We start from the raw sequence: 25,059 nt of genomic DNA, 5'->3' as shown, positions 1-25,059 counted from the left end.
ATGTAACGCGGATAGGATCCATGGACCCCGACAGTCGACAATCGAGAGCAATCGAACGTCCTGTCCGGTAGCGGCTTGAAGCCTTGCTCCGGACGGCGCGAACGCCCTCAAAGGAGTGAAGCATGCTGCAGATCTATGCCCGCAAGGCTGACCGCTTTTGCCTGCGCGATATTTCCAACCCCGCCATCGAGCAGGCGATTTCCCCTGCCCTGTGGTACGACCTGCTCAGCCCGACGCCGGAGGATGTGAAGGAGGTCGAGGCCGCCCTGCACATCTCGATTCCGACGCGCGAAGAGATGGAGGACATCGAGCTTTCCGCCCGTCTCTACCAGGAGGACGACGCGGCCTTCCTGACGATGACGGCGCTGACCAACCTCGACAGCGACGAGCCGGCCAAGATGCCGGTGACCTTCATCCTTCGTGGCCCGACGCTGGTGACGGTGCGCTATGCGGATGCCAAGCCCTTCTCCGTCTTCTGTCACAGGGCGCTGCGCGGCAACGGCCACAGCTACGAGACCGGCGAGGATGTCATGCTCGGCCTCATCGAATCCGTCATCGACCGCATGGCGGACGTGCTGGAGCGGCTCGGCAATGAGATCGACCTCCTCTCGCACGAGGTTTTCCGCAGCAAGAAGGCCACGTCGAGCAAGAAGACGCGCGACCTCGAGGCCGTGATCGAGCAGCTCGGCCGCAAGGGTGATTTCCTCAGCGGCGTGCGCGAAAGCCTCGTTTCCGTCTCCCGGCTCGCGGCCTATCACGCGGCAATCGAGACCCCTGCCCGCCGGCCGTCGAAGGAAATCCGCCAGCTCGTGAAGCTCGTGCAGCGCGACGCCTCCTCGCTCGGCGACCACGCCGCGTTTCTCTCGGGCAAGATCAACTTCCTGCTCGACGCAACGCTCGGCCTCATCAATCTCGAACAGAACCAGATCATCAAGATCTTCACCGTCGCCTCGGTCGTCTTCCTGCCGCCGACGCTGGTGGCTTCCGTCTACGGCATGAATTTCGAGCTGATGCCCGAGCTGCAATGGCATCTCGGCTACCCCTGGGCCGTCGGTCTCATGGTGCTCTCCGCGCTCGTGCCGTTCCTGTATTTCAAGCGGCGGGGATGGGTGTGACGTTCTCGCGCAGCACGGCGGCGAGGACTGGCTACACCCAGTTTTCGGCCCTTAGCCCCGGCATGCGCGCAAACTCCCGGAGATTGTTCGTAACGACGATCAGGCCTTCGCTGCGGGCATGGCCGCCGATCTGCATGTCATGCGGACCGCATGGCGTGCCGGCCCTTTCGAGCTCCGCCCGAACCTGCCCGTAATGCGCGGCCGCCCTGGCGGCGAAGGGCAGAACCTCCAGCCGCGCGACAAAGTGCTCGACCGCCACAAGGTTCTCAGCCCGGCGCGCGGACTTTTCCGCGCCATAGTGCAATTCCGCAAGCGTGATGCTCGATATGCAAAGCTGCTCAGCCAACGCGTTGAACTTCTCGCGGACCGCAGGCGGATAGGTCTTCATCACATAGATGCAGATATTGGTGTCGAGCATATAGGCCAGCATCAGAAAGACTCGCGCTCTTCCGCCGCCGGCTGCTCCCGCTCGCTCATGAAATCGTCGCTGACGCGCGGCCCGTTCAGGAAAAGGTCATCCCATCTCTGGCCTTGTGGGACGATGACACGGCTGCGGCCGATCTTGAGTACATCGACCGTATGCACATCTTCGGGAAAGGCGACCGCCTTAGGAAGGCGAACAGCCTGGCTGCGGTTGCTGGTGAAAACAGTCGAGTTGGCCATGCTGCATCCTCACGTGATATCCCATCGGGATATACATAATATCCCGGGCACGGAATCACAAGGACGCGCGCCGCCCGCGCTTAAGAGCGAACCTTCATCGGCCAGCGCTCCTCCCGCGTCTTCACCACGCGCACCGTATCCCCGAGGCGGACCTCGCCTTCGCCGCGCGGCACCGCGTTCCAGCCGAAGAGCACGCCGGGTACGCGGCGTTCGGCGGACATGCGCTTTTCGGCGAGGCCCTGGATGGGATTGCCGCCGATGCGCTCGCCGGTCATCTGGTCCTGCGTGGTCATGATGCAGCGGGCGCAGGGCTTGACGAAATCGAAGACGACGCCGTTGATCTCGATCGTTTCCCACAGATCCTCCGCCCAGGGATCGTCGCAGGAAACGAGGATGTTGGTGCGGAAGCGGTCCATGCCGACCGGCTCCTGCCCCTTGGCAACGAGCGTGCGGTTGAGATCGGCGAGCGAGCCGGTCGTGGTGACGAGAACGGGAAAGCCGTCGGCGAAGCCGACGGGGGCAGGAGCGCCGGCCCATTCCTCGCCCTCCGCGCGATGCGACAGGGCATCCATGTGCACGAGCTTGACGGGCCGGGCGAGCCAATCCGACAGCACATCGTTCACGGCCTCGTCGGCTACGGCGGCGTTGACCGCGCTGTCCCAGACGGTCACGTCAAGGCGGTCTTCCGGCTCGAAGCTCGCGAGGAGCTGGCGGCCCTCCATTTCCAGCAGAAGGCTTTCGCCGACCGCCGTCGCCTCGACGCGGGCGAGCGGCTGGAGTTCGCGCTGGGTGATGAAACGACCGTCCGGCTCGACGACCATGTAGCGCCGGTCGCCGGCAAGGCCGTCGAGGCGGATGGTCGCGCTTTCGACCGGGATGGCGCGGCCGCTCTTCAGCGGGTGGATGTTGAGGCCTTCGACCTGCATGGGGCGACCTTTCCTGACGCTTTGATTCAACGCTTTGCCGAACCGATTCAATCCGGCGGCACAAAAGCATGTTTTTCTTCAGATTTCATCCAGAAGCATATCGCGGATCGCCCGGAGACGCTGCGTGCGGTCCTTCGCCATCCGCGCGCCCGCCGCCGTCCGGAAACCGTCCGCCAGCCTGAAGAGCTTCACCTCGAAATGATCGATGGCGAAAGCCTTGTCGTCCAGCGGGCGGCGCTCGGCGAGCGGATCCAGCGGGTCGTAGAGGCCGCTGCCCATGCGCCCGGCGATGTAGAAGCAGCGCGCGGCCCCGATCATGCCGATGGCGTCCAGCCGGTCGGCATCCTGTACGATCCTCGCCTCCAGCGTTTCCGGCGGGATATCGGCCGAGAAACTGTGGGTGAGGATGGCGTGGGACACGGCCGCCACATCCGCCCCGCTCCAGCCTTCGGCGGTCAGCAGGCCGGCGGCCTTTTCGGCGGCAAGGCGCGAGGCCTCGGCGCGCAGCGGCGAATTCTTCTCCACGGCCACGCAATCGTGCAGCAGCACGGCGGCGGCCAGCACGCGAAGGTTCCCGCCCTCCTGCGCCTGGATGCGGCGGGCGCTCTTCCAGACGCGGATGAGGTGCGCGGCATCGTGCGAGCCATCATCGGCGGCGAAGGCCTGCGGCAGCAGGCGCTCGGCAAGGTCCCCGAGGGGCGAGAAGGCGGCGGCGAGGCAGGCGAAGGACATATGCGATCCGTGGTCGATCCGTGGTCGATCCGTGATTGTCTGCCCGAGACCTAGCCCGTCATGCCTGTCCGTTCAATTCCGCCTTTTCGTCCGTCCCGGACTTTCCCGAGAGGATCTTCTGGTAGAACAGGCCGATGCCGATGAGCACCGCGCCGAGACCGATGAAGGAGAGCGCGCGCAGGATACCCTCGAGGTTCGACATGTCGACGAGGAAGACCTTGACGACGGCGATCAGCACGAGGCCGGCGGAGGCAAGGCGGATGCTCCTGGAATCGACCTTCGAGCCGACCGCCAGCAGCAGCACGCCGAGCAGCAGCCAGACGACCGAATAGGTATAGGTCTCCGGCTGGAGGAACCCCTTCCATTCCGCGATGCCCTCGCCGTGCCAGTAGCGGCGCACGGAGAGTGTGACCCAGGCGAAGACGAGCGCCACGCCCGACAGCGCGAGCATGACGACATAGGGCAGAGGCCGGCGGTCACGCGCATACCAGGCAAGGCCGCCATAGGCGATGCCCGGCAGCAGGTAACCGATGAGCAGGAGATCGAGGAACGGCCATTTTCCAAGCAGCTCGCCGGTCACGTAGGGATTGAGGCCGATGAAATGGGCGCTCAGCACCGAGAGGACCGAAAGCCCGCCGACGACCATCGAGCCGTAGCGGAAGACGGGGCTCGGCGCCTTGAGATCGAGCGACATCATGATCGCCGAAGCGCCGATGACCAGCAGCGTATAGACCGACTGCTCACCGAGCGTCGGCGTCGAACTGTCGAGCACGCCGCCATTCATGCCGTGACGCACGAGGATCGCGGCGGTCAGCAACAGGAAGAGGCTGGCGAGGGCCTGAAGGAGATTGCGGATGCGCTCGCCCGGCCAGCGGCGCAGCTCGAAGGCCGAGAGCGCGAGCAGCGCGGCCGGGATGCCGTAGCCGGCGAGAAGCTGGTTGAAGACCGGCGTCCGGGAGAGGTTCGCCGCGCCGACGATGGTCGGCTCGAAACCGATCCGGCCGGCGACCACGGCAGCGGCACCGGCCATCAGCCAGGGTAGCACCGGCCAGCGGCGAAGGCGCGTGGCGTAGACGGCGGCCGTGCCGAGGAGCGCGGTGCCGAGCGTGGTGGCAAGACCGTCGGTCAGGGCATGCAGCGCCAGCACGAGGAAGGCGAAGCCGCCTGCGGCGAGCGTCCATTGCGGGATGAAAAGGCCCTCCCCGCCTCTATCCCTTGCGCGTGAAAAACCTTCCGCTGCGGCGAGGAAGACGAGACCGAAGACGACCGCGACGAGGCCATGCTTCGGATCGAAGGAGAGATTGCCGAGATTGAAGAAGCTGATGGCGACAATCGCAAAGGGGACGGCGGGCGCGAGCAGGCTCCAGATCGCGGCGAACGGACCGGAGCCGGCAAGGCGCAGGCGAACGGCGGCAAGGCCGGCAGCGGCGTAGGCGGCGGCGAGCGCCAGCAGCAGGTTGGCGGGCACCGAGCCGAGGACGGGAACCGGGAGGGACAGCGACCCGCTGCCGTCCAGCGTCGGGGGCGCGAGGTTCGTGAAATTGCCGATCAGTCCGGCGGCCGGCAGGCCGACCATCCGCACGGTACCGACGATGGCGGCGATTGCGGAGAGGATTGCCGGATAGACCGCCCAGCCGCGCGATGCGCCGAGAACGGCGAGCGCCATGACGACCACGGCAAAGCCATAGTCGGCGGAGGCGACCGCAGGCACGCTGCTGGCCAGCATCAGCGCCGGGAAGGCCATGGCGAGCGCGCCGGTGAGCGACACGGCGACGGCCGGCGGGGTGAACAGGCGGTCGAGCGGAGCGATCGGGGCAGCGACCTCGGGCTGCCCGTCCTCTTGCGTCACGCCGCCGGGCCAGATCAGGCCGTGGCCGAGGGCGAGCACGAGCATGGCGAGCAGGACCGGCATCACCTCGGCATTGCCGGCTCCGGCGAGATAGAGCAGCGCCCAGAACGCCATGCCGGCATTGGCGAGCGCCGGCACGACCTGCCAGCCACGGATGCGGGAGGCAGCGAAAGTGGCGAGCCATGCGACGGAAAGGAAGCCGAAGAGACTCCAGGCGCTCGGATCGTCAGTCGAGACCAGCGCCGGCGTCAGCATGGAGGCGAGGAGGCCGAGACCGGCGAGCGCCTGCCCATGCAGCAGCGAGAGGCCGATGGTCGCGAAGGCGACAATGGCAAGCAGCACGAAGGCGGCGGGTGCGCCGAGGTAGCCGTAGAACGCATAGGCGACATAGGTGACGGCGAAGAGCGTGATGGACCCGGCGGCCGTCAGCACGCCCGGGATCATGGCGTTCTGGAAGGCGTTGGCAATGAGCGGCTGGGTGCGGCGGCGCACGAATTCGCCAACCGCCATCAGCAGGAGGCCGAAGGCCGCCGCCAGCGACAACCGCACGGCGGGGCTGAGCAATCCCGCCTCGATGGAATACTTGACCATGAAGATGCCGCCGAGCGCGAGCGCGATGCCGCCGACCCAGACGGCCCAGCGCGCGCCGATGCGGCTTTCGAAGCTTTCCTTCGGCCTTGCCGGCGCGACGACAGGCGCCATGACGGCCTCTTCCACCTTTTCGCCTGCCTCGGCGGCTTCCGCCGCGTGAGTGGGTGCCCCGCCGAAGATGGAACGGCCCTTGCCGGCCTCGTCTGCCGATGCGGCGGCCCAGGGACTGGAGAACTCTTCCTGCTCCGATGGCGCCGTCTCTTCCTGTATCGCGGGCGAGGCCGTTTCCAAGGCGGCTTCGGCCACCGGGACCGGCGACGCGGGGAAGCCGCCGGCTTTCAGCGCCTCGATCTCACCCTTGAGGCGCATCACCTCCTCGCCCAGCTTCTGCGCGCTGCCCCGCGAGGCATTGAGGGTGTAGAGGGCGAGGCCGATAGCGACCAGCGATAGGATTTCCAGCATTACGACTCCAGAACGGCATGGTCCGGGCGGCAAACTACCCGGTTCTTGCCTATTGCCAAAACGGGTTACGTTTCAGGCCGGCGATCTCTTCGACCGTCAGCGCGTCAGGTTCTCGATGGGGAAGATGGCGCAGGTTTCCGTGCCGTGGGCGAGCAGCTTGCCCTTGCCGTCGCGCAGCCACGCCTCCGAGGTCGCGATGGTACGGCCGCGATGCACGATCCTGCCCTCGCAAAATACCTCGCCCATGCCCGGCAGGACCGGGCGCACGAGGTTCAGCTTGAATTCGATGGTCGTATAGGCCTCGCCCGGCTTGATGACGGAGAAGACCGCGCAGCCGAGCGCCGAATCCATTACCGTCGCCGTCCAGCCGCCATGTACTGTGCCAAGCGGATTGAGGTGATCGGCGGAAGGCATGCCGGCAAAGACGACACGGCCTTCCTCCACCTCGGTCATGCTGAAGGCGAGGGTCTTCGCCATCGACGGCGCGGGCAGCTCGCCGGCAAGCATCGCCTGCAACACCTTCAGCCCGCCGTCACGCTTGACCACATCGAGCGGCAGCGTGCCGATGCTACCGACCGTCAGCCCGGGATAGATTTCGACCGTCATGCATGGGCCTTTCTGGGTTGATCGTTTCGCGGCAGGGCGAGCGCCTTCAGCGCCGCCTGCACGAAGCCGTCGCGGGCATTCGCCAGTTCCAGCCCGCGCGGCTCGCAGACATGCCGGTTGAGGAAGAAGGCCGTCAGGCGGAAACCGTCGGCAAGCGCGGCGGCATCGGCGGCGTGCCGGCTCTCGTCGCCCAGGAAGGCGGGAAGCGCGAGCATCCTGTCCGCGAAAGGCGCACCCGCATCACGCGAGACGGCACGGCCGGACTTGGGCGAGACGTAACAGAGGTTTTCACGGCTGCCGGTCGCCACGCATTCGAGGAGATCGAGGCCGAAACCGAGATCGTTCAGTACGGCAAGCTCGAAGCGGATGAAGAGTTCGCCGGCGTCGGCCGGCTCGTGCAGGTGATCGAGGATGACGGACAGCGCCTCGTAGAGATGCGGATGGGGATCGCGCTCCGGCAGGAAGCGCAGCAGCGCCGCCATGGCCTGCACGCCATAAACGGCCGTCGCCGTCTCCATCAGGCGGCCGGCGCGAAGCTCCAGCGGCTCGAGGCGGAATTCGCCGAGATGCTCGTCGAGCCGCGCCCGCCAGGTCACGTCCACGGAATTGCCCGGCTGGAGCACCGGCTGCATGGCGCGCGAGCGCCCGCCCCTGACCATGCCGAGATGCCGGCCGCGGCCGCGCGTCATCACCTCGGCGATCACCGAGGTCTCGCCATGGCGCCGCACGCCCAGAACGATGGCCTCATCAGTCCATTGCATGGTCCAAGCCTTACGCCGTTGGCGCGGCGGGGGCAAGCGGCGGGACACGTTGCCTGCCGGCCACACCCAAGCCATTGCCACAGTTTCGCTTTCTTCTCGCCCTTCCCCTGCCCGCTTTGCCACCGAAGAACCGGTCGAAGGCCGCAAAGGCCGGATTGAAATCAGAAATGACAGGTGCCGTCTTCATGTGTGTGTCCCGCGTCCGCGCCTCCGTGGCTCTTCGCTCCCTCGCTCTCCTCGCCCTTGCCGCGACCCTGGCAAGCTGCGCCACCACGGCGGCGCCGGTGAAGAAGAAGGGGCCGGATCCGGTTCATGTCGCGATGTACGGGCCGCGTCCGGACGAACGCTTCCCGATGCCGGCGATCGATATCAGCGGCGTGAACCCGAAATATTTCCGCCAGCAGGTGGCCTACCAGACCATGGAGCCGGCCGGCACCATCGTCATCGATACGCAGAACCGCTTCCTCTATCTCGTGCAGGGCGAAGGAATGGCGATGCGCTACGGCATCGGCGTCGGCAAGTCGGGGCTGGAATTCGAGGGCGTCGCCCGCATCGGCCGCAAGGCGGAGTGGCCGCGCTGGACGCCGACCCCGAGCATGATCAAGCGCGAGCCGGAACGGAACCTCAAATGGGCGAACGGCATGGAGCCGGGCCTGACCAACCCGCTCGGCCCGCGCGCGCTCTATCTCTACAAGGACGGGCAGGACACGCTGTTCCGCATCCACGGCACGTCCGAGCCGTGGTCGATCGGCAAGGCCGTATCGAGCGGCTGCATCCGCCTCTTCAACCAGGATATCATCGACCTCTACGGCCGGGTGCCGAGCGGAAGCCGCGTCGTCGTGCTGCAACACCAGGCGCCGGCCGAGGAAGCAATGCCGGTGGCGGCGGCAAGCGACGGCTTCGTGCCGAGGGCGGACATCTAGAATCGGGGCGCCGGACCGTAGAGACCGGACTGCCGGCGCCTTCCCCCGTCACAGGAAATCCTGCTGCTCGGAAGCGACGACGCCCTTCATCTCGCTCGGGTAATACCCCTCGCGCAGGTTGATGCCGTATTCGACATAGGCTTTCATGCAGGCGAGCATCTGCGACCAGCCCTCGCAGTTCATGTAGGAGGATTTCTGGCCGCGGGCGTTCTCGCGCCAGCCGGTCTCGCCGATGGTCACCATCGTGCCGCCGTCGTCGAGGGGCTTGAAGCGCATCTCGACGCGCGTCCTGTAAGGCTCCTCCCCTTCCTCCACCATGGCATCCCAGCGGAAGACGATGAGCGCGTCCTCCTCCACCTTGTCGACGACGACCGGGGCCATGCCCCACCACGTCACCGTCGTGCCCTCGACGAGCGGCGCGCTCGCTCCGCCGATGGTGGTGAAGTAGCCGCTCAGCTTCTTCGGATTGACCACCGCATCGAAAACCTCGGCAATCGGCCGGCCGATCCGCCCGTTCACGCGAAATTCCAGCGTCATGCCGTCCTCCTTCGGGCGCAGCCGCCCGCGTTCGCTTGTGCTTCGTCAAAATATGTTATAAAAACATAACATGTCAAGCGAATCGAAAGAGGACGCCGTCTTCAAGGCGCTCGCCAATGGAAAGCGGCGGCAAATGCTGGACGCAATCAAGCACGCGCCGCTGACGACGGGCGCGCTGTGCGAAAAATTTCCGGAGATGGACCGCTGCACGGTCATGCAGCACCTGAAGGTGCTGGAGGACGCGGACCTGATCATTCCGCGCCGCGAGGGCCGCGAGCGCTGGAACCACCTCAACGCCCTGCCGATCCAGGCGATCCACGACCGCTGGATCAGCCAGTATGCCGGCCATGCGATGAGCGTGCTCTCGGCCCTCAAGGGCGAACTGGACGGCTGAGGCGCCGCCTTCCGGCAGCGCCCCGCGATGTCCTACGCCTCGGCGGCGATACGGCCGATCTCGGCGATCACGGCATTGCGCTCGTCGCCGGAAATGCCGGGGATCTCGCAGAAGGCGGTGACGACGACCGCGCCGCGATCCGGCGACCAGGCGATGGCGACATCGTTGGCGTTGCCGTGCTTGTCGCCGTTCGTGCCGGTCTTGTCGCCGGTCAGCCAGTCGGTCGGGAAACCGGCGCGCAGTCGCGTATCGCCGGTCTTGTTCATCACCAGCCAGGCGGCAAGCTGCGCCCGCGAGCGCGACGAGAGAACGTCGCCGATGATCAGCCTGCGCAGCGTCTCCGCCATGGCGGCTGGCGTGGTCGTGTCGCGCTCGTCGTCCGGCGTTTCGCGATAGTTGAGCGTCGGTTCGGTGCGGTCGAGACGCGTCACCTCGTCGCCGATGCCGCGCAGGAAAGCCGTCACGGCCTTCGGCCCGCCCGAGGCAGCGAGCAGGAGATTGGCCGCGGCGTTGTCGCTGAGCGTGATCGCCGCCTCGCAAAGCTCGGCAATGGAGATGCCCTTGCCGCCGACACGGGTTTCCACCACCGGCGACCAGTCCACAAGGTCGGATTTCTTGACGACGATCCGCCGGTCAAGCGCTTCTTCCTTGCGGTCGACACGGGCAAGGATATGCGCCGCCAGCAGTGCCTTGAAGGTGCTGCACATCAGGAACCGCTCGTCCGCCCGGTGGCCGATGCGGATACCCGTCGCGAGATTATGTATGGCAACGCCGATGCGGCCCTTGTGGCGCGCCTCCAGTTCGGCCAGCCGCTTTTCCAGCGCACCGCCCGTTGCCGCGCCAGCGCCGCCGGCCAGCGCGGAAACCGCGGGAACGGCAAGGAGTGCGCCGGCAATCGCCTGCCGGCGTGAGAATGTGATCGTCATCATGTATTTCCTGTCTTCGGGCAGGACGCATCTTGCGCCGCTCGCCCGTCTTGGCCCGCCCACATCGCGACTATGCGCAACGGGGCGGGTCAAGACAAACGACGATTTCTGCCGGCAGCCATTAGGAAAACTAGGGCTTATTTCCGCTTCATCGCTTCCGCCAGCGCGGCACCGAAAGCGCCCTGCGAGGGTGCCTGCGGCTTGGGCGCTGCCTGGGCGAATTTCGGCTTCATCTGCGCGTTCCTGTCGTTACGCGCGGCGTTGTCGCGGGCGACCAGCGCGCCGCCGTCCTTGCGCATGGTCAGGCCGATGCGCTTGCGGGGCACGTCCACCTCCGTCACGCGCACCTTCACCACGTCGCCGGCCTTCACCACCTCGTGCGGGTCCTTGATGAAGCGGTCGGCAAGCTGGGAGACGTGCACGAGACCATCCTGATGCACGCCGATATCGACGAAGGCGCCGAAGGCGGCAACATTCGTCACCGTCCCCTCCAGCATCATGCCGACCTTGAGGTCCTTGATGTCGTCGACGCCGTCGGCGAAGGTCGCCGTCCTGAATTCCGGGCGCGGGTCGCGGCCGGGCTTTTCGAGTTCGGCAAGGATGTCCTTCACGGTCGGCAGGCCGAAGCGCTCGTCCACGAAGACCTTCGGGTCGAGCTTCTTCAGCGCCGCGCTGTCGCCCATCAGGGCACGCACGTCCCGCCCGCAGGCGGCGACGATCTTCTTGGCAACGCCATAGGCTTCCGGATGCACAGAGGAGGCGTCGAGCGGTTCCTTGCCGTTCGGAATGCGCAGGAACCCGGCGCATTGCTCGAAGGTGCGCGCACCGAGGCGGGAAACCTTCATCAGTTCCTTGCGGCTCTCGAACGGGCCGTTCGCATCGCGGTGCGCGACGATGGCCTCCGCCGAGGACTTGCCGAGGCCGGAGACACGGGCGAGCAGCGGCGCGGAAGCCGTGTTGAGATCGACGCCGACGGCGTTCACCGCATCTTCCACCACCGCATCGAGCGAGCGCGACAGCTTGCCCTGGTCGACGTCATGCTGGTACTGGCCGACGCCGATCGACTTCGGCTCGATCTTCACGAGTTCGGCCAGCGGGTCCTGCAGGCGGCGGGCGATGGAGACGGCCCCGCGTAGCGATACGTCGAGGTTGGGGAATTCGGCGGCGGCCGTTTCCGAGGCGGAATAGACCGAAGCTCCTGCTTCCGAAACGATGACCTTGGTGGGCTTGGGCGCGGGAAGCTGGGCGAGCATGTCGGCGACCAGCTTTTCCGTCTCGCGGCTGCCCGTGCCGTTGCCAATGGCGATCAGCTCGACCCTGTGCTTTCGGACGAGGCTCGCAAGCTCGGCCTGCGTCCCGCGCACATCGTTCTTCGGCGGGAAGGGATAGACCGTCGTCGTCTCGACGACCTTGCCGGTATTGTCGACCACGGCCACCTTGACGCCGGTGCGGATACCCGGATCGAGACCCATCGTGGCGCGCGTGCCGGCGGGCGCGGCGAGCAGCAAATCCTTGAGATTGCGGGCGAAGACGCGGATCGCCTCCTCTTCCGAGCGTTCGCGCATCTCGCGCATCAGGTCGAGCGACAGCGACATGGAAAGCTTCACGCGCCAGGTCCAGCCGATCACTTCGGCCAGCCACTTGTCGCCCGGCTTCGTGCCGACGGCATGGAAGGAGGCAATGATGCGCTCGACGGGCTTGACCGGCTCGGTGTTCTCCTGGTCGACGACGATATCGACCGACAGGAACTCCTCGTTCCAGCCGCGAAGCATCGCGAGCGCGCGATGGCCGGGAACGTTCGCCCAGCGCTCGGTGTGATCGAAATAGTCGGAGAACTTGGCGCCGGCCTCCTGCTTGCCCTCCACCACGCGGGAGCGCAGGACGGCGTTGTCCTTCATGTAGTCGCGCAGGCGCTTCAGGAGGTCGGCATTTTCCGTGATCTGCTCGGCGACGATGTCGCGCGCGCCTTCCAGCGCGGCCTTCACGTCCACCACCTCGGCCGACAGGAATTTTTCCGCCAGTTGCGCGGGAACCTGCGCGCGATCCGCGAGGATAGCGTCGGCGAGCGGGCCGAGGCCGCGCTCGCGGGCGATCTCGGCCTTGGTGCGGCGCTTGGGCTTGTAGGGCAGGTAGATGTCCTCAAGCTCGGCCTTGGTGGAAACGCCGGCGATCTTGGCAGCCAGTTCGTCCGTCAGCTTGCCCTGCCCTGCGATGGAATCGAGGATGGAGGCGCGGCGGGCTTCCAGTTCGCGCAGATAGGTCAGCCGCTCGGAAAGCGTGCGAAGCTGCGTGTCGTCAAGGCCGCCCGTCACTTCCTTGCGGTAGCGCGCGATGAAGGGCACGGTCGCCCCCTCGTCGATCAGCCCCACGGCGGCGGAAACCTGCGCGGAGGTGGCCTTGATCTCGGCGGCGATCAGGTTGGCGATCTTGAGCGGCGTCGGGGCCATGGGGAACTCCTGTCGATGGCAAGGTCGGCGACCATAGTGAGCGCGAAGCGGCAGGCCAACCGCCGCTGCGGCCGCAAGCAGCCGCGTCCACAATATACTCTCGCGCGTCATGCTGCGGAACATGGCTGTATCAGGGTTGAGCAGAGGCGAAAACGAGCTTACCGGTTGTAACTCTTCATAAAGTCTTGCCGCCTATCCTCACCGGCACAGGGGAAAACGGGGCCTTCGGCATGCATGGCGCATTTTTTGCAGCAGTCTCATCGACGGCTTTCGCCGTGGCTGCCCCTGCGGGCGCGGCAACGCTCAACCTGCTCATCTGGGAAGCCTATATCGACGAGCGGATCCTGAAGGATTTCACCGCCGAAACGGGCATCGAGGTTCGCCAGACCTTCTATGACAGTGGCGATGCGCGCGACGAGATTCTCGCCGACCCGAACAGCAATGTCGACGTGGTCGTGACCAACGAGAACGGCGCGAAGCTCTACGGCAACCGCGGCGTCATCATGGCCATCGACATGGAGAACGTGCCGGCGCTGGCCGATTACGCGGAAAGCTGGACGAAGCGCTGCGGCGGCTATGGCGTGCCCTATCTTTGGGGCACGATGGGCATCCTCTACCGCTCCGACAGGATCGCCACGCCGCCGACCTCCTGGGCCGATATGATGAAGCCGGTGGAAAGCCTGCGCGGCCATATCGCCATGTACGACGACTATGCCGAAGCCTTCGTCGCACCGCTGGCGCTGCTCGGAAAATCGGTGAACGCCAACGACAACGAGACGCTGAAGGCAGCCTACGAGCTGATGAAGGCGCAGGCGCCCTATGTGCTGACCTACGACTATGTCATCACCTCCATCCAGAACGCGGACAAGGGGCCGAACATCCACATGGCGCTCGGCTATAGCGGCGACCAGTACACATTGAACGACAAGGTCGGCACGCCCGGCCTCTGGCGCTACGTCGTGCCGAAGGAGGGCACGCTCTCCTGGCTCGACTGCGTCGCCGTTAATGCGCGCTCGAGCAACAAGGACCTCGCCCTGCAACTGGTCGATTACATCAGCAATGCCCGGAACGGCGCGCGCAACGCCGAGAAGCTCAACATGCCGACCGCAAGCACCGCCGCCATGGCGCTGCTTCCGCTCGACATGCGATCCAATCCCGAAATCTATGCCGCACCGGAAATCCTGGCGAAAAGCCAGCTTCAGGAGGAACTGACCGTCCAATCGGTCCAGGCCCGCCGCCGCATCATCAGCAGTCTGGCCCAATTCAGTGACGCTCGGTAAACGCGCCCTCTCCCTCATCTTCCCGGTCGTGCTCGCTGGCTACGTGCTCGCGGCCGCGCTGATCTACTACGTCCAGAGCGCGTCGATCCTCGGGCTGGAGCGCGCGCGGCTGTGGCAGCAGATGGGCCTGCTCACCGCCGTTTTCCAGAACGAGGTCACGCAGAACCGCAGCTTCATCTATTCGCTCGTCGAGGGCGGGGCCGTGCGGCTCTTCGTCAACGAGCCGGACGCCGCCTACCGCAACACCGCGCTCGGCGTAAGGCTGCAGCAGAGCATCACGTCGCTCTCCGACGACCGCAAGCGCTTCATCTCCGTCGCGATCATCCGCCCGCCGCTGACGGTGGACTACTACTTCGAGGACAGCGACGATCCGTTCGCCGAAATCACGCCGCAGCAGATCACCCATGCCAAGCAGGTCATCGACAGCCCGCGCCTGTCGTCCTGGAGCTATCTCGACACGCACGGCCTCGAGCCGCTGATCGTGCATTCGGAATTCATCGACCCGCTCACCTCCAACCGTCCGGTGGCGAGCGCCAAGAGCGGCGCGATCCTCGTGCAGACGGCCGTACGCCCGAAGGCCTTCATCGACATGAAGCGCGCGCTGGAGAAGGAATACGGCGCGACGATCGAGATCGGGCAGCACCAGTATCTCGCCCGCGGCGCGCTTGCGGCAACCGCCACGCTCGGCCCCTCGCTCTTCGCCCGCCTGACGCCCGATCCGGCCTTCCTCGCAGGCCGGCTGCTGACGCTGAAGACACTGCTGGCGCTCGGCGCCGTCGCGCTGAGCCTGTGCACCATCGGCCTCGTGCTGCTGCTCGTGCGGCGCTACATCACCAACCCCATCGCCCGCCTCGACCGCCAGCTCACGGACGTGATGACCGGCAGCCGCAGCGCGCTGCCGGAAATGAGCGAAGCAGGCGAGATCGGCCGCCTTTCCGTCAACGTCAAGCGGCTGCACGACCATTCCATGCAGTCCTTCGACCTCGTGCAGAACGCGTCCTGGACCGACACGCTGACCGGCATCTCCAACCGGGAATACTTCAATATCCGCTCGACGCAGATCCTCGGGGAAGCCGAAGCCGAAGGCATCGGCTGCACCCTGCTCTTCATCGACGTGGACAATTTCAAGTTCGTCAACGACAAGCACGGGCACAAGATCGGCGACGAGCTGCTGAAGACGCTCGCGGACCGCATCTCGGCCATCGTCGAGCGCATCGTCGGCGAACGCGGCCTGCCGCAGGGCCTGTTCGCCCGCCTTTCCGGTGACGAATTCGCCATCATGCTGCGCTGCCAGCCGGGCAGCGGCGCGATCACCGAAGTCTCCAACGAAATCCTCGCGCTCTTCGGCGAAGGCTTCGAGGTGCTGGACAAGGCCTATCCCGTCACCGCCAGCATCGGCATCGCCGTCTATCCGGAAGATGCGCGCACGCTCGCCGAACTGGTCGCCAATGCGGACGCCGCCATGTACCAGGCGAAATCCCAGGGCAAGAACGGCTCGGCCCGCTATTCGCGCTCGCTGCACGAGACGCGCAACCGCCAGCGCCGCATCGAGGAGGAGCTGCGCGTGCTCGACCCGGACGAGGAATTCCACCTCGTCTACATGCCCATCGTCGACGGCCACGGCAAGGTGACGGGCTGCGAGGCGCTGCTGCGCTGGAGCTCTCCCCTCATCGGCAACGTCACCCCGGACGAATTCATCCCCATCGCCGAGACGACGGGTCTGTTCAGCAAGATTGACTGGTGGGTGATCGACCGGGCGATGGCGGAATACGGCCAGATCAAAAAGCTCTTCGGCGCCGACACGATCCTGTGCATCAACATCTCCTCGGCCGAGCTTTACACCAAGTCGATCAGCGACCATTTCTGCGACTGCGCCGATCGCCACGGCGTCGATGCGCGCATGATCGAGATCGAGCTGACGGAGACCTTCGCGGTGAAGCTCGGCGAGCAATCGCGCCGCAACATCGAGATCCTGCGCGGGCGCGGCTTCCGCATCTCCATCGACGATTTCGGCGCGGGCTACACGTCGGTGCAGCAGATCATCGAATATCCGGCCGAGACCATCAAGCTCGACCGCGCGCTGGTCGAAAGCCTTACCCGCTCGGCCGCCCTTCCGACGCTGCGCGCGCTCGTCGCGCTCTGCCATGCGCAGGACATGTCGGTGATTGCCGAGGGCGTCGATACGACGGAGAAGATGGCCCTGCTCGCCGCCGCGGGCTGCGACCTCTATCAGGGCTACCTGATCAGCCGCCCCCTCGCCCTCGACGACCTGGGCATCTGGGCCATGGAACGGTTGATGGAGAAGGCGCGCGAGGGAGCGCGGAAGCCGGAGCGCCGGGCGCGGGCTTGAGGTCTCTTGGAAGCGGTTGAGTAGAGGGCTGCCCCTCACCCCCCTGCCGGGACCTTCTTCCCGCAAGCGGGGAGAAGGGATATGCCGCGCCGGCTCCCAAATTTCCAACGTCGCGTGGGGCAAGTCCCCTCTCCCCGCTTGCGGGGAGAGGGTTAGGGTGAGGGGCAAACCCGATATGCGCCCCGATCAGGACGTCGGGAAATCCAGCCCCATTTCGCGGAAGCGCGCGGGGTCGTCGCCCCAGTTCTCGCGCACCTTCACGAAGAGGAAGAGGTGCACGGTCTGCTCGAGGATTTCCGACAGTTCCTTGCGGGAAGCCGTGGAGATCGCCTTGATGGCGTCGCCGTTCTTGCCGAGCGCGATCTTCTTCTGGCTGTCACGCTCGACATAGATGACCTGTTCGATGCGCACGGAGCCATCCTTGCGCTCTTCCCACTTCTCCGTCTCGACATGCGAGGAATAGGGAAGCTCCTGATGCAGGCGGAGGAACAGCTTTTCACGGGTGATCTCGGCCGCGAGCTGGCGCATCGGCAAGTCGGAGATCTGGTCTTCCGGGTAGTACCAGGGGCCTTCCGGCAGTGCGGCGGCAAGGTAATCCATCACGTCCTCGCAGCCCGAACCGTTAAGGGCCGAGATCATGAAGGTGCGCTCGAACTTGACGACCTCGTTGACCGCAGCCGTCAGCTTCAGAAGATCCTCCGGCTTCACCCGGTCGACCTTGTTGAGGACGAGGATCTTCGGCTGGTGGACTTCCTTCAGGCCTTCCAGGATCGTCTCGGCGTCGCCCTTCAGGCCGCGCTCGCTGTCGATCAGGAACATGATGAAATCGGCATCCTTGGCGCCGCCCCAGGCGGTCGTGACCATGGCGCGGTCGAGCCGGCGGCGCGGCTTGAAGATGCCGGGCGTGTCCATGAAGACGATCTGCGCGTTGTTGTGGATCGCGATGCCGCGCACGATGGCGCGGGTCGTCTGCACCTTATGGCTGACGATCGACACCTTGGCGCCGACGAGGCGGTTGACGAGCGTGGATTTGCCGGCATTGGTGGCGCCGATCAGCGCCACGAAGCCCGAGCGGGTCGCGCCCTCGACGGTGCTGCCGTTACCGGCGGGGTTTTGGTTTTCTTCTGTCATGGTGTCCGTCAATCCGCGGCCTGGCTCTTGGGCCAGACGCCTTCGCGTTCCAGAATTTTTGTCGCGGCCGCCTGCTCGGCGGCCCTTTTCGAGCGATCGACGCCGGTTTCCGGCTTCACACCCCTGATCTCCACCGTCACGGTGAAGCGCGGGTCGTGGTCCGGTCCCGAGCGTTCGTCCACCCGATAGCTCGGCGTCACGCCGAACCGGGCATGCGCCCATTCCTGCAGTTCCGTCTTGGCGTCGCGCCGCGCGCCTTCCGCGCGGGCGGCCCTGCCCTCCCAGTTGGAAAGGATGAAGCCGCGCGCCGCCTCCAGCCCGCCGTCGAGATAGATGGCGGCGATCAGCGACTCTACCACATCGGCCCGCACATTCAGCATGGCTTTTCCGGTGAGCTTCTTCACATCCGCGCCGGTGCGAATGAACCGGTGCAGGCCGAGATCGTCGGAAACGGCGGCGCAGCTTTCCGCACTGACGAGCTGGTTAAGGCGAACCGAAAGCTCGCCCTCCTTCGCATCGCGGAAGGTGCGGAACAGCATCTCGGCCACGCAAAGGCCGAGCACGCGGTCGCCGAGAAACTCCAGCCGCTCGTAGTTGCTGCCCTGACCGGGGCGGGCGCTCGCATGGGTGATCGCCCGGTCGAGGCGGTCCTTGTCGGTGAAGACGTAGCCGATCAGCGCCTCGAGGGCCTTGCGGTTGACGTCGTTCAGCGGAATGGCGCCTTTCATTCAACGACCTTGAACAGACGATCCCAGCGCAGGTTCGCCGGCCATTTCCAGATCTGGCTGAAGGACGTGTCGTGGCCCAGCGAGAAGAAGATCAGGCTTGCGCGGCCGATCAGGTTCTCGGCGGGGACGAAACCGACGTCGAAGCGGCTGTCGGCCGAGTTGTCGCGGTTGTCGCCCATCATGAAATAGTGGCCTTCCGGCACGATGAACTCGCGCGTGTTGTCTCCGACGGTGCCCGGACGGGTGTCCAGCGTGTCGAAGGAAACGCCGGTATCGAACGTCTCGCGGAAGACCGGGACGTCCTCGCCCGTGTCGTACTGGTCGTCGGCGCGGAAGAAGCCGTTATGCTCGCGCGGCACGGGCTGGCCGTTGATATAGAGCACGCTGTCGCGCACCTGCACGCGGTCGCCCGGCAGGCCGACGAGGCGCTTGATATAGTCGATGTCCGGGTTCGGCGGGAAGCGGAAGACGACGATGTCGCCGCGGCTCGGCTCGCGCGCGAAGATGCGGCCCGAGAACAGGTTCGGCGAGAACGGCAGCGAATATTTCGAATAGCCGTAGGAGAACTTGTTGACGAAGAGATAGTCGCCGACGAGCAGCGTCGGCATCATCGAGCCGGAGGGGATGGTGAAGGGCTGGAAGAGCAGCGTGCGGATCACCACGGCAAGCAGCAGCGCCTGAACGATGACCTTGACGTTTTCCCACAGGCCGCCTTCGGCCTTTTCAGTCTTCTCTGCCACGCCGGACTTGTCCTTATTTGCAAACATGGGGCACTCTATAGAGGAAAGGTTGCCTGTTGGAAATCGTATCGGTCAAAAAGACGCGGGATGCCTGTTATCCGGGCGTTCCGGCCGGCAGCGCCTCGATGATGACGAAGGCCTGCGCCAGCGGAAAATCGTCCGTGATGGTGATGTGGATGCGCGGCTCGTGGCCTGCCGGAAGGAGCTGGTTCAGCTTCTCCAGCGCGCCGCCCGTCAGCCGCATGGTGGGCTTGCCGCCCGGCAGGTTGACGACGCCCATGTCCTTCCAGAACACGCCCTGCGCCAGCCCCGTGCCGAGCGCCTTGGAACAGGCCTCCTTGGCGGCGAAGCGCTTGGCGTAGGAGGCCGCCCGGTTCTTACGACCGTCCGATTTCGCCCGTTCGATCTCGGTGAAGCAGCGTTCCGTGAAACGCGCGCCGAAACGCTCCAGCGACTTCTCCACCCGGCGGATGTCGATGAGGTCGCTGCCGATGCCGATGATCATAGGGTCTTGTCTCCGGAGGAAAGAACGGGGGCGTGGGCAAGGCCGGCGCGCTCTATAAGGCGGGCGTGGCGGCGGGCCTTGAATGAGCGCACGGCAAAGCGCGTCACGCCATAGGAAAGCATGGCGGCGCTCGCGCCGAGAAGGCCGGCGCCGACGAGCATCGGCTTGAGAACGGGCTGCCAGAGTTCCGACAGTTCGAGATGCTCCAGCATGTGGAAGAGTTCAGAGGCCGAAACCGCCTCAGCCGAATGGATGCCCAGAACGCCCTCCCCGACCCGGAAGGTGGCGATGGCGATGAGCGGGATGGTCACCGGATTGGCGACGGTCGTGGCGAGCGCCGCGGCCAGCAGATTGCCGGCCATGAGATAGGCGAGCGCCAGCGCGAGGATGACATGGAAACCGAGCAGCGGCGTGAAAGCGGAGAAAGTGCCGGCCGCAACGCCCGCGGCCACCGCATGGGGCGAGGCCGAAAGGCGCAGGATTCGCTTGGCAAGGTAGCGCGCGGGACGCGTGAACCCCTTGCGCGGCCAGAAGAATTCGCGCACCCGGTCAGGCCACGAGGCCTTTTTTCGGCGTCTGAACAACATGGTCAAGACATAGCCGATCCGTTGGTGGCATTTCAATGGCAGCGCCCTCATGGCGCCACACGCGGTCGCCGTGGCGCAACGACGTGCGCCACATGGCCGATGGCCTCTTAGAAGGACTTGCGGAACAGGCCGCGGTCAACCTGACGCTGGCGATATTCCAGGTCGATACGGTCGATGGCGCCGTTGAGATAGGCGATCTCGCGCTCGTCGGCGTTCGGAACGCGCAGGGCGCGGGCAAAGTTCTTGATCTGCTTGAGCATTTGGTAAACCCCTTTCGGTTGACCTCCCAAGGCAGAAGATAGGTTCGCCCGCCCTTCGGCACCAGCGACACTATCCCAATACAGCCATGCGGTGGGCGCATGGCTACTGGTCAAAACCTGGGCAAACCTGCCTCAATCGAGGCAGGCTGCCACATTTTTGCATGGAACCGTCACGTAAAGACGCGGCTGATGGTCGACACGCACTGAAGCTCCTTCAACTGGCCGATCAACTGGTTGAGCTGGCGCAGGTCCCAGACCTCAAGGTCGATATGGACTTCCGTGAAGTCCGCCGCGACCCGTGTCATCGACATGGAGCGGATGTTGACATCGCTGGTGGCGATCGTCTGGGTGACCTCGGCGAGCGTGCCCGGCTCGTTCAGCGCGTTGATGACGATGCGCGCCATGAAGCGGGTGTTGTTCGCCTCATCGAGATCCCAGCGCACATCGATCCAGCGTTCCGGCTCGTCGTCGAACTTCTGCAGCGCCGGCGACTGGATGGGATAGATGGTGATTCCCTTGTCCTTCTCCATGATGCCGACGATGCGGTCGCCGGGGACCGCACCGCCGACGGAGAAATGCACCTCGGCATTGCCGGAGAGGCCGCGGATCGGCAGCGCCTCCGGGCCGGTCTCGCCTTCCGCGCCCTCGAGCGCCGCCTTGGTCTTGCCCGGCAGCTTGAAGACCATGCCGGCAGCGCTGCGCATGTTGAACCAGCCCTCGTCCGAACTTGGCTTCACCGTCACGCGCTCGTCCTGATAGTCCGGGAAGACGGCGCGCAGCACGTCGAGCGAGGAAAGCTCGCCGCGACCGACCGAGGCGATGGCGTCCTCCACCTCCTTCTGGCCGAGGCGGTGCAGCACCGGCTTCAGGCCATCGCGCGAGAACTGTTTTCCGGCGCGCTCGAAGGTGCGTTCGAGGATGCGGTAGCCGAGGCCGGAATATTGTTTTCGCACGGCGGCGCGGGTGGCTCTGCGGATGGCGGCGCGCGCCTTGCCGGTAACGACGATCTCTTCCCAGGCCGGCGGCGGCACCTGGATGCCGGAGCGGATGATCTCGACCTCGTCGCCGTTGTTGAGGCGGGTGACGAGCGGCATGATACGGCCGTTGATCTTCGCGCCGACGCAGGTATCGCCGATATTGGTGTGCACCGCATAGGCGAAGTCGATGGGCGTCGCGCCGCGCGGCAGCGTGATAAGCTGGCCCTTCGGCGTGAAGGTGAAGACCTGGTCCTGGAACAGTTCGAGCTTGGTATGCTCCAGGAATTCTTCCGGATTGTCGCCTTCCGCCAGCGACTCGATGGTCCGGCGCAGCATGGCGTAGGCGTTGGAGCGCGGCGATTGGGCCGCCTCGCCGTTCGCCGCTTCCTTGTCCTTGTAGAGCGAATGGGCGGCGATACCGTATTCGGCGATCTCGTGCATGCGCTTGGTGCGAATCTGCAGCTCGATACGTTGGCGCGAGGGGCCGACGATGGTGGTGTGGATCGACTGGTAGTCGTTCTGCTTCGGTGTCGAGATGTAGTCCTTGAAACGGCCGGGCACGACGCGCCAGCGCGTGTGCACGATGCCGAGCGCCGCATAACAGCCCGGAATGTCATCGACGAGGATGCGGAAGGCATAGACGTCGGAAAGCTGCTCGAAGGACAGCGACTTCGACTGCATCTTGCGGAAGACCGAATAAGGCGTCTTCTGCCGGCCCTTGACCAAAGCATCGTCGAGGCCGTTGGTGACGAGCAGTTCGCGCAGCTCGTCCTCGATCTTGCGGATCAGGCCTTCGTTGCGCTTGGAAAGCTCCTCCAGCTTGCCCGTGACCGTATCGAAGGCTTCCGGATTGATATGGCGGAAGGAGAGGTTTTCCAGTTCCTCGCGCATGTCCTGCATGCCCATGCGGCCGGCGAGCGGCGCATAGATGTCCATCGTCTCTTCGGAGATGCGGGCGCGCTTTTCCGGCGACATGTGATCGAGCGTGCGCATGTTGTGCAGGCGGTCGGCGAGCTTGACGAGCAGCACGCGCACGTCGTCGGAAATGGCGAGCAGCAGCTTGCGCAGGTTTTCCGCCTGCTTGGCCTTCTTGGAGACGAGGTCGAGCTTCTTGATCTTGGTGAGGCCCTCGACCAGCGCGCCGATATCCTCGCCGAACAGCTCATCGATTTCCGCGCGCGTGGCGCTCGTATCCTCGATCGTATCGTGCAGCAGCGCGACGGCGACGGTCGATTCGTCGAGGCGCATGTCGGTGAGGATCGCGGCGACTTCCAGCGGGTGCGAGATATAGGGGTCGCCGCTCGCCCGCTTCTGCATGCCATGCTTCTGCATCGCATAGACATAGGCCTTGTTAAGCAGGGCCTCGTTGACATCCGGCTTGTATTTCTGAACCCGTTCGACGAGTTCATATTGACGCATCATCCTCGGTCGGCTTTCTCCCCGCTCCCGCAGGGCAAAAAAAAGTGCGCCCCAAGCTTAAGTGGGGCGCACCGGCATGCGCAACAGCAAAGGTTTCGGTAAGTTACCGAAATCAGTAATCGTCGCTCTTTTCCGGCGGAACGAGGCCTTCGATGCCGGCCAGCAGCTCTTCTTCCGACATGCGGTCGAAGGCGATGGTTTCCGGCTGGTCCTCGTCCTCGTCGACGGTCGCGGTCGTCGCATCGTCGGCGATCAGGCTTGCCGGATCGGGCTCGGGCTCGTCCACTTCCACATGCTTCTGCAGCGAGTGGATCAGGTCTTCCTTGAGGTCGTCGGGCGAAAGGGTTTCGTCGGCGATCTCGCGCAGGGCGACGACGGGGTTCTTGTCGTTGTCGCGGTCGATGGTGATGGCGGCGCCCTGCGAGATGAGGCGGGCGCGATGGCTTGCAAGAAGAACCAGCTCGAAGCGGTTGTCTACCTTGTCAATGCAATCTTCAACGGTGACACGGGCCATTGCCTGTCCTTTGTGATCGAGAATTTCAGGAGTTTGCATGGCCGATACAGGCAATGGAAGGAAAATTCAAGTTTTTCCTTGCCGCCGGCCCGCAGCCGGAGTGTCGCGGGCAATATGCGAAACCTCTGATTGAAGCCTTCCGTTACGGAAGGTAAAACGGAGAAACATCCGACAAATCAGATAAGGTGCGGGAACTATTTCTCAATTCCGAAGCCATTGAATTTACTGAAACGATGCCGGTCGGAAAATTCATTTTCGCAACCCAGATTTGCTTGGAAAGCAAGCCTTGCTGCACTAAATGAATAGTATATGAAAAATAGTTAATTCAACTGGATAGTGTGCCCGGAACGCCGTAGCCGCTTCGTGTCCAGCCGTTTATCTTCAGCTTCTATTTAAAAGGATTTCACCATGTTCGACCCCCGCGAGAAAATCGCCCTCTTCATCGACGGCGCAAATCTCTACGCGGCATCCAGGACACTCGGCTTCGATATCGACTACAGGAAACTCCTCAAGGCCTTCCAGAAACGCGGCTATCTGCTGCGCGCCTACTATTACACGGCACTCATCGAAGACCAGGAATACTCCTCCATCCGCCCGCTGATCGACTGGCTGGACTACAACGGCTACAAGGTCGTCACCAAACCGGCCAAGGAATTCACCGACTCGCTCGGCCGCCGCAAGATCAAGGGCAACATGGATATCGAGCTGGCCATCGACGCGATGGAACAGTCCGAGACCGTCGATCACCTCGTCATCTTCTCCGGCGACGGCGACTTCACCACGCTGGTCGAAGCGCTGCAGCGCCGGGGCCGCAAGGTCTCCGTCGTTTCCACCATGCAGACCCAGCCGCCGATGATCGCCGACGACCTGCGCCGCCAGGCCGACTATTTCATCGATCTCGGCACGCTGAAGGCCGAAATCGGCCGCGACCCTTCCGAGCGCCCGCAGCGCGCCACGGAGCCGGTGGAAACGGCCGTCGACTGATCGACTTCGGCCGGAAGGCGCGCTACGGCTGTTTCGGACACATCATATGACGGATGTTCGACAATGGCCGTTTTGCAAACGACGCGACTGACGCTCCGTCCCTGTCACCCGGGCGACCGCACCGACTTCATCGATCTCGAGCGCGATCCCGAGGTTATGCGCTTCCTGAATGGCGGATGCGCCGTCGATCCTGAAAATCCCGATCCGAACAGCACGTTCCTCATGCCAAGGGGAACGGAACCCCATGTCTGGACGGCGCGGCGCGCGGGCGGCGACGCCTTCGTCGGGTGGTTCTGCCTTTGGCCGGAGAACGCGGCCGTGGCCGAACTTGGATATCGCCTGTGCCGGAAGGATTGGGGACAGGGATTGGCCTCGGAAGGCGCCTTAGCGCTTGTCGACTGGGGTTTCAGGAAGGGCGGCTACGACAGGATCGTGGCAACCACGATGGCGGTGAACGGCGCATCGCGCCGTGTCATGGAAAAACTCGGCATGCGCCATACGCGCACCGAGCATATCGACTGGCCCGCGCCTATCCCCGGCAGCGAGCAAGGCGAAGTCTGGTACGAAATGGCCCATACGGAGTGGAAAGATGGCTGAAAAACCGGATTGTTCCGTTTTCTGCCTCGCGGAACACCTGAAAATCCGGCCTGTT

25 protein-coding genes are annotated in these 25,059 nt (G+C 64.8%); 7 read left to right on the top strand and 18 right to left on the bottom strand.

Annotated features, from left to right (window positions below):
• Window positions 1–122: 122 nt before the first annotated feature.
• Entirely contained in the window at window positions 123–1,115 is a 993-nt protein-coding gene (locus MOE34_RS05775) for a magnesium transporter CorA family protein (protein ID WP_242221803.1), read from the top strand.
• A 31-nt stretch (window positions 1,116–1,146) separates the two neighbouring features.
• Here MOE34_RS05775 and vapC read toward each other — a convergent pair whose 3' ends face one another.
• The 7 genes from vapC to recO all read right to left on the bottom strand — a co-directional run bounded on the left by vapC (window position 1,147) and on the right by recO (window position 7,705).
• Complete coding sequence (gene vapC, locus MOE34_RS05770; protein WP_242221802.1) at window positions 1,147–1,545, bottom strand: type II toxin-antitoxin system tRNA(fMet)-specific endonuclease VapC; 399 nt, start codon at window positions 1,543–1,545, stop codon at window positions 1,147–1,149.
• Entirely contained in the window at window positions 1,545–1,778 is a 234-nt protein-coding gene (gene vapB / locus MOE34_RS05765; protein WP_242221801.1) for a type II toxin-antitoxin system VapB family antitoxin, read from the bottom strand. Before vapB ends, vapC begins: the two co-directional genes overlap by 1 nt.
• 80 nt (window positions 1,779–1,858) lie before the next feature.
• Window positions 1,859–2,704 carry an MOSC domain-containing protein gene (locus tag MOE34_RS05760; RefSeq protein ID WP_242221800.1) on the bottom strand — a complete coding sequence of 282 codons (846 nt, stop codon included), beginning with the start codon at window positions 2,702–2,704 and terminating at the stop codon, window positions 1,859–1,861.
• Between the two features lie 78 nt (window positions 2,705–2,782).
• Window positions 2,783–3,436 (bottom strand): HD domain-containing protein, encoded by a 654-nt coding sequence (locus tag MOE34_RS05755; protein ID WP_242221799.1) that lies wholly within the window; start codon window positions 3,434–3,436, stop codon window positions 2,783–2,785.
• Between the two features lie 58 nt (window positions 3,437–3,494).
• Window positions 3,495–6,338, bottom strand: coding sequence for a DUF2339 domain-containing protein (locus MOE34_RS05750; RefSeq protein WP_242221798.1), 2,844 nt, complete (start codon window positions 6,336–6,338; stop codon window positions 3,495–3,497).
• A 96-nt stretch (window positions 6,339–6,434) separates the two neighbouring features.
• A complete protein-coding gene (locus MOE34_RS05745) occupies window positions 6,435–6,944 on the bottom strand; it encodes a PaaI family thioesterase (RefSeq protein WP_242221797.1) in 510 nt (169 codons plus the stop codon).
• A complete protein-coding gene (recO, locus tag MOE34_RS05740; protein ID WP_242221796.1) occupies window positions 6,941–7,705 on the bottom strand; it encodes a DNA repair protein RecO in 765 nt (254 codons plus the stop codon). Before recO ends, MOE34_RS05745 begins: the two co-directional genes overlap by 4 nt.
• A gap of 185 nt (window positions 7,706–7,890) precedes the next feature.
• Between recO and MOE34_RS05735 the strand changes: the two genes are divergently transcribed.
• Window positions 7,891–8,628, top strand: coding sequence for a L,D-transpeptidase (locus tag MOE34_RS05735; protein WP_242221795.1), 738 nt, complete (start codon window positions 7,891–7,893; stop codon window positions 8,626–8,628).
• 48 nt (window positions 8,629–8,676) lie between these two features.
• Here MOE34_RS05735 and MOE34_RS05730 read toward each other — a convergent pair whose 3' ends face one another.
• Complete coding sequence (locus tag MOE34_RS05730; protein ID WP_242221794.1) at window positions 8,677–9,165, bottom strand: SRPBCC domain-containing protein; 489 nt, start codon at window positions 9,163–9,165, stop codon at window positions 8,677–8,679.
• Window positions 9,166–9,235: 70 nt separating this feature from the next.
• Between MOE34_RS05730 and MOE34_RS05725 the strand changes: the two genes are divergently transcribed.
• Entirely contained in the window at window positions 9,236–9,559 is a 324-nt protein-coding gene (locus MOE34_RS05725; protein ID WP_242221793.1) for an ArsR/SmtB family transcription factor, read from the top strand.
• A 32-nt stretch (window positions 9,560–9,591) separates the two neighbouring features.
• Here MOE34_RS05725 and bla read toward each other — a convergent pair whose 3' ends face one another.
• The gene (gene bla, locus MOE34_RS05720; protein ID WP_242223828.1) at window positions 9,592–10,485 is read right to left on the bottom strand and encodes a BKC/GPC family carbapenem-hydrolyzing class A beta-lactamase; all 894 of its coding nucleotides are present in this window, start codon (window positions 10,483–10,485) and stop codon (window positions 9,592–9,594) included.
• A 137-nt stretch (window positions 10,486–10,622) separates the two neighbouring features.
• Window positions 10,623–12,932: a Tex family protein gene (locus MOE34_RS05715; protein ID WP_242221792.1), complete on the bottom strand. Its 2,310-nt coding sequence runs from the start codon at window positions 12,930–12,932 to the stop codon at window positions 10,623–10,625.
• Window positions 12,933–13,162: 230 nt separating this feature from the next.
• On the opposite strand from MOE34_RS05715, the gene MOE34_RS05710 reads away from it, so the two are divergent.
• Together MOE34_RS05710 and MOE34_RS05705 are read left to right on the top strand one after the other, a co-directional pair.
• Window positions 13,163–14,212, top strand: coding sequence for a polyamine ABC transporter substrate-binding protein (locus MOE34_RS05710; RefSeq protein WP_242221791.1), 1,050 nt, complete (start codon window positions 13,163–13,165; stop codon window positions 14,210–14,212).
• Window positions 14,199–16,562 carry a putative bifunctional diguanylate cyclase/phosphodiesterase gene (locus MOE34_RS05705; RefSeq protein ID WP_242221790.1) on the top strand — a complete coding sequence of 788 codons (2,364 nt, stop codon included), beginning with the start codon at window positions 14,199–14,201 and terminating at the stop codon, window positions 16,560–16,562. The genes MOE34_RS05710 and MOE34_RS05705 overlap by 14 nt, the downstream gene beginning before the upstream one ends.
• A gap of 186 nt (window positions 16,563–16,748) precedes the next feature.
• On the opposite strand, the gene era is transcribed toward MOE34_RS05705, so the two are convergent.
• The 8 genes from era to rpoZ form a co-directional block, all read right to left on the bottom strand.
• Window positions 16,749–17,693, bottom strand: coding sequence for a GTPase Era (gene era / locus MOE34_RS05700; protein WP_160784987.1), 945 nt, complete (start codon window positions 17,691–17,693; stop codon window positions 16,749–16,751).
• A gap of 8 nt (window positions 17,694–17,701) precedes the next feature.
• The gene (rnc, locus tag MOE34_RS05695) at window positions 17,702–18,421 is read right to left on the bottom strand and encodes a ribonuclease III (RefSeq protein WP_242221789.1); all 720 of its coding nucleotides are present in this window, start codon (window positions 18,419–18,421) and stop codon (window positions 17,702–17,704) included.
• Window positions 18,418–19,188: a signal peptidase I gene (lepB, locus tag MOE34_RS05690; RefSeq protein ID WP_160784989.1), complete on the bottom strand. Its 771-nt coding sequence runs from the start codon at window positions 19,186–19,188 to the stop codon at window positions 18,418–18,420. Before lepB ends, rnc begins: the two co-directional genes overlap by 4 nt.
• 67 nt (window positions 19,189–19,255) lie before the next feature.
• Window positions 19,256–19,666 (bottom strand): holo-ACP synthase, encoded by a 411-nt coding sequence (acpS, locus tag MOE34_RS05685; RefSeq protein ID WP_242221788.1) that lies wholly within the window; start codon window positions 19,664–19,666, stop codon window positions 19,256–19,258.
• Complete coding sequence (locus MOE34_RS05680; protein WP_242221787.1) at window positions 19,663–20,253, bottom strand: DUF2062 domain-containing protein; 591 nt, start codon at window positions 20,251–20,253, stop codon at window positions 19,663–19,665. The genes acpS and MOE34_RS05680 overlap by 4 nt, the downstream gene beginning before the upstream one ends.
• A gap of 107 nt (window positions 20,254–20,360) precedes the next feature.
• Window positions 20,361–20,513, bottom strand: a complete 153-nt coding sequence (locus MOE34_RS05675; RefSeq protein WP_160784991.1) for a DUF3563 family protein — start codon at window positions 20,511–20,513, stop codon at window positions 20,361–20,363.
• 170 nt (window positions 20,514–20,683) lie between these two features.
• Window positions 20,684–22,912, bottom strand: coding sequence for a RelA/SpoT family protein (locus MOE34_RS05670; RefSeq protein ID WP_242221786.1), 2,229 nt, complete (start codon window positions 22,910–22,912; stop codon window positions 20,684–20,686).
• Window positions 22,913–23,021: 109 nt separating this feature from the next.
• Complete coding sequence (rpoZ, locus tag MOE34_RS05665; RefSeq protein ID WP_119258843.1) at window positions 23,022–23,423, bottom strand: DNA-directed RNA polymerase subunit omega; 402 nt, start codon at window positions 23,421–23,423, stop codon at window positions 23,022–23,024.
• 408 nt (window positions 23,424–23,831) lie between these two features.
• Between rpoZ and MOE34_RS05660 the strand changes: the two genes are divergently transcribed.
• Both MOE34_RS05660 and MOE34_RS05655 read left to right on the top strand, forming a co-directional pair.
• A complete protein-coding gene (locus tag MOE34_RS05660; protein ID WP_242221785.1) occupies window positions 23,832–24,407 on the top strand; it encodes an NYN domain-containing protein in 576 nt (191 codons plus the stop codon).
• 63 nt (window positions 24,408–24,470) lie between these two features.
• A complete protein-coding gene (locus tag MOE34_RS05655; RefSeq protein WP_242221784.1) occupies window positions 24,471–25,004 on the top strand; it encodes a GNAT family N-acetyltransferase in 534 nt (177 codons plus the stop codon).
• The last annotated feature ends 55 nt before the right edge of the window (window positions 25,005–25,059 follow it).

The organism is Shinella zoogloeoides (assembly GCF_022682305.1).
GTDB classification, from domain to species: Bacteria; Pseudomonadota; Alphaproteobacteria; order Rhizobiales; family Rhizobiaceae; genus Shinella; species Shinella zoogloeoides_B.
Note: the sequence above shows the minus strand (reverse complement) of the source record. Positions and strands in the feature narration are given on the sequence as shown.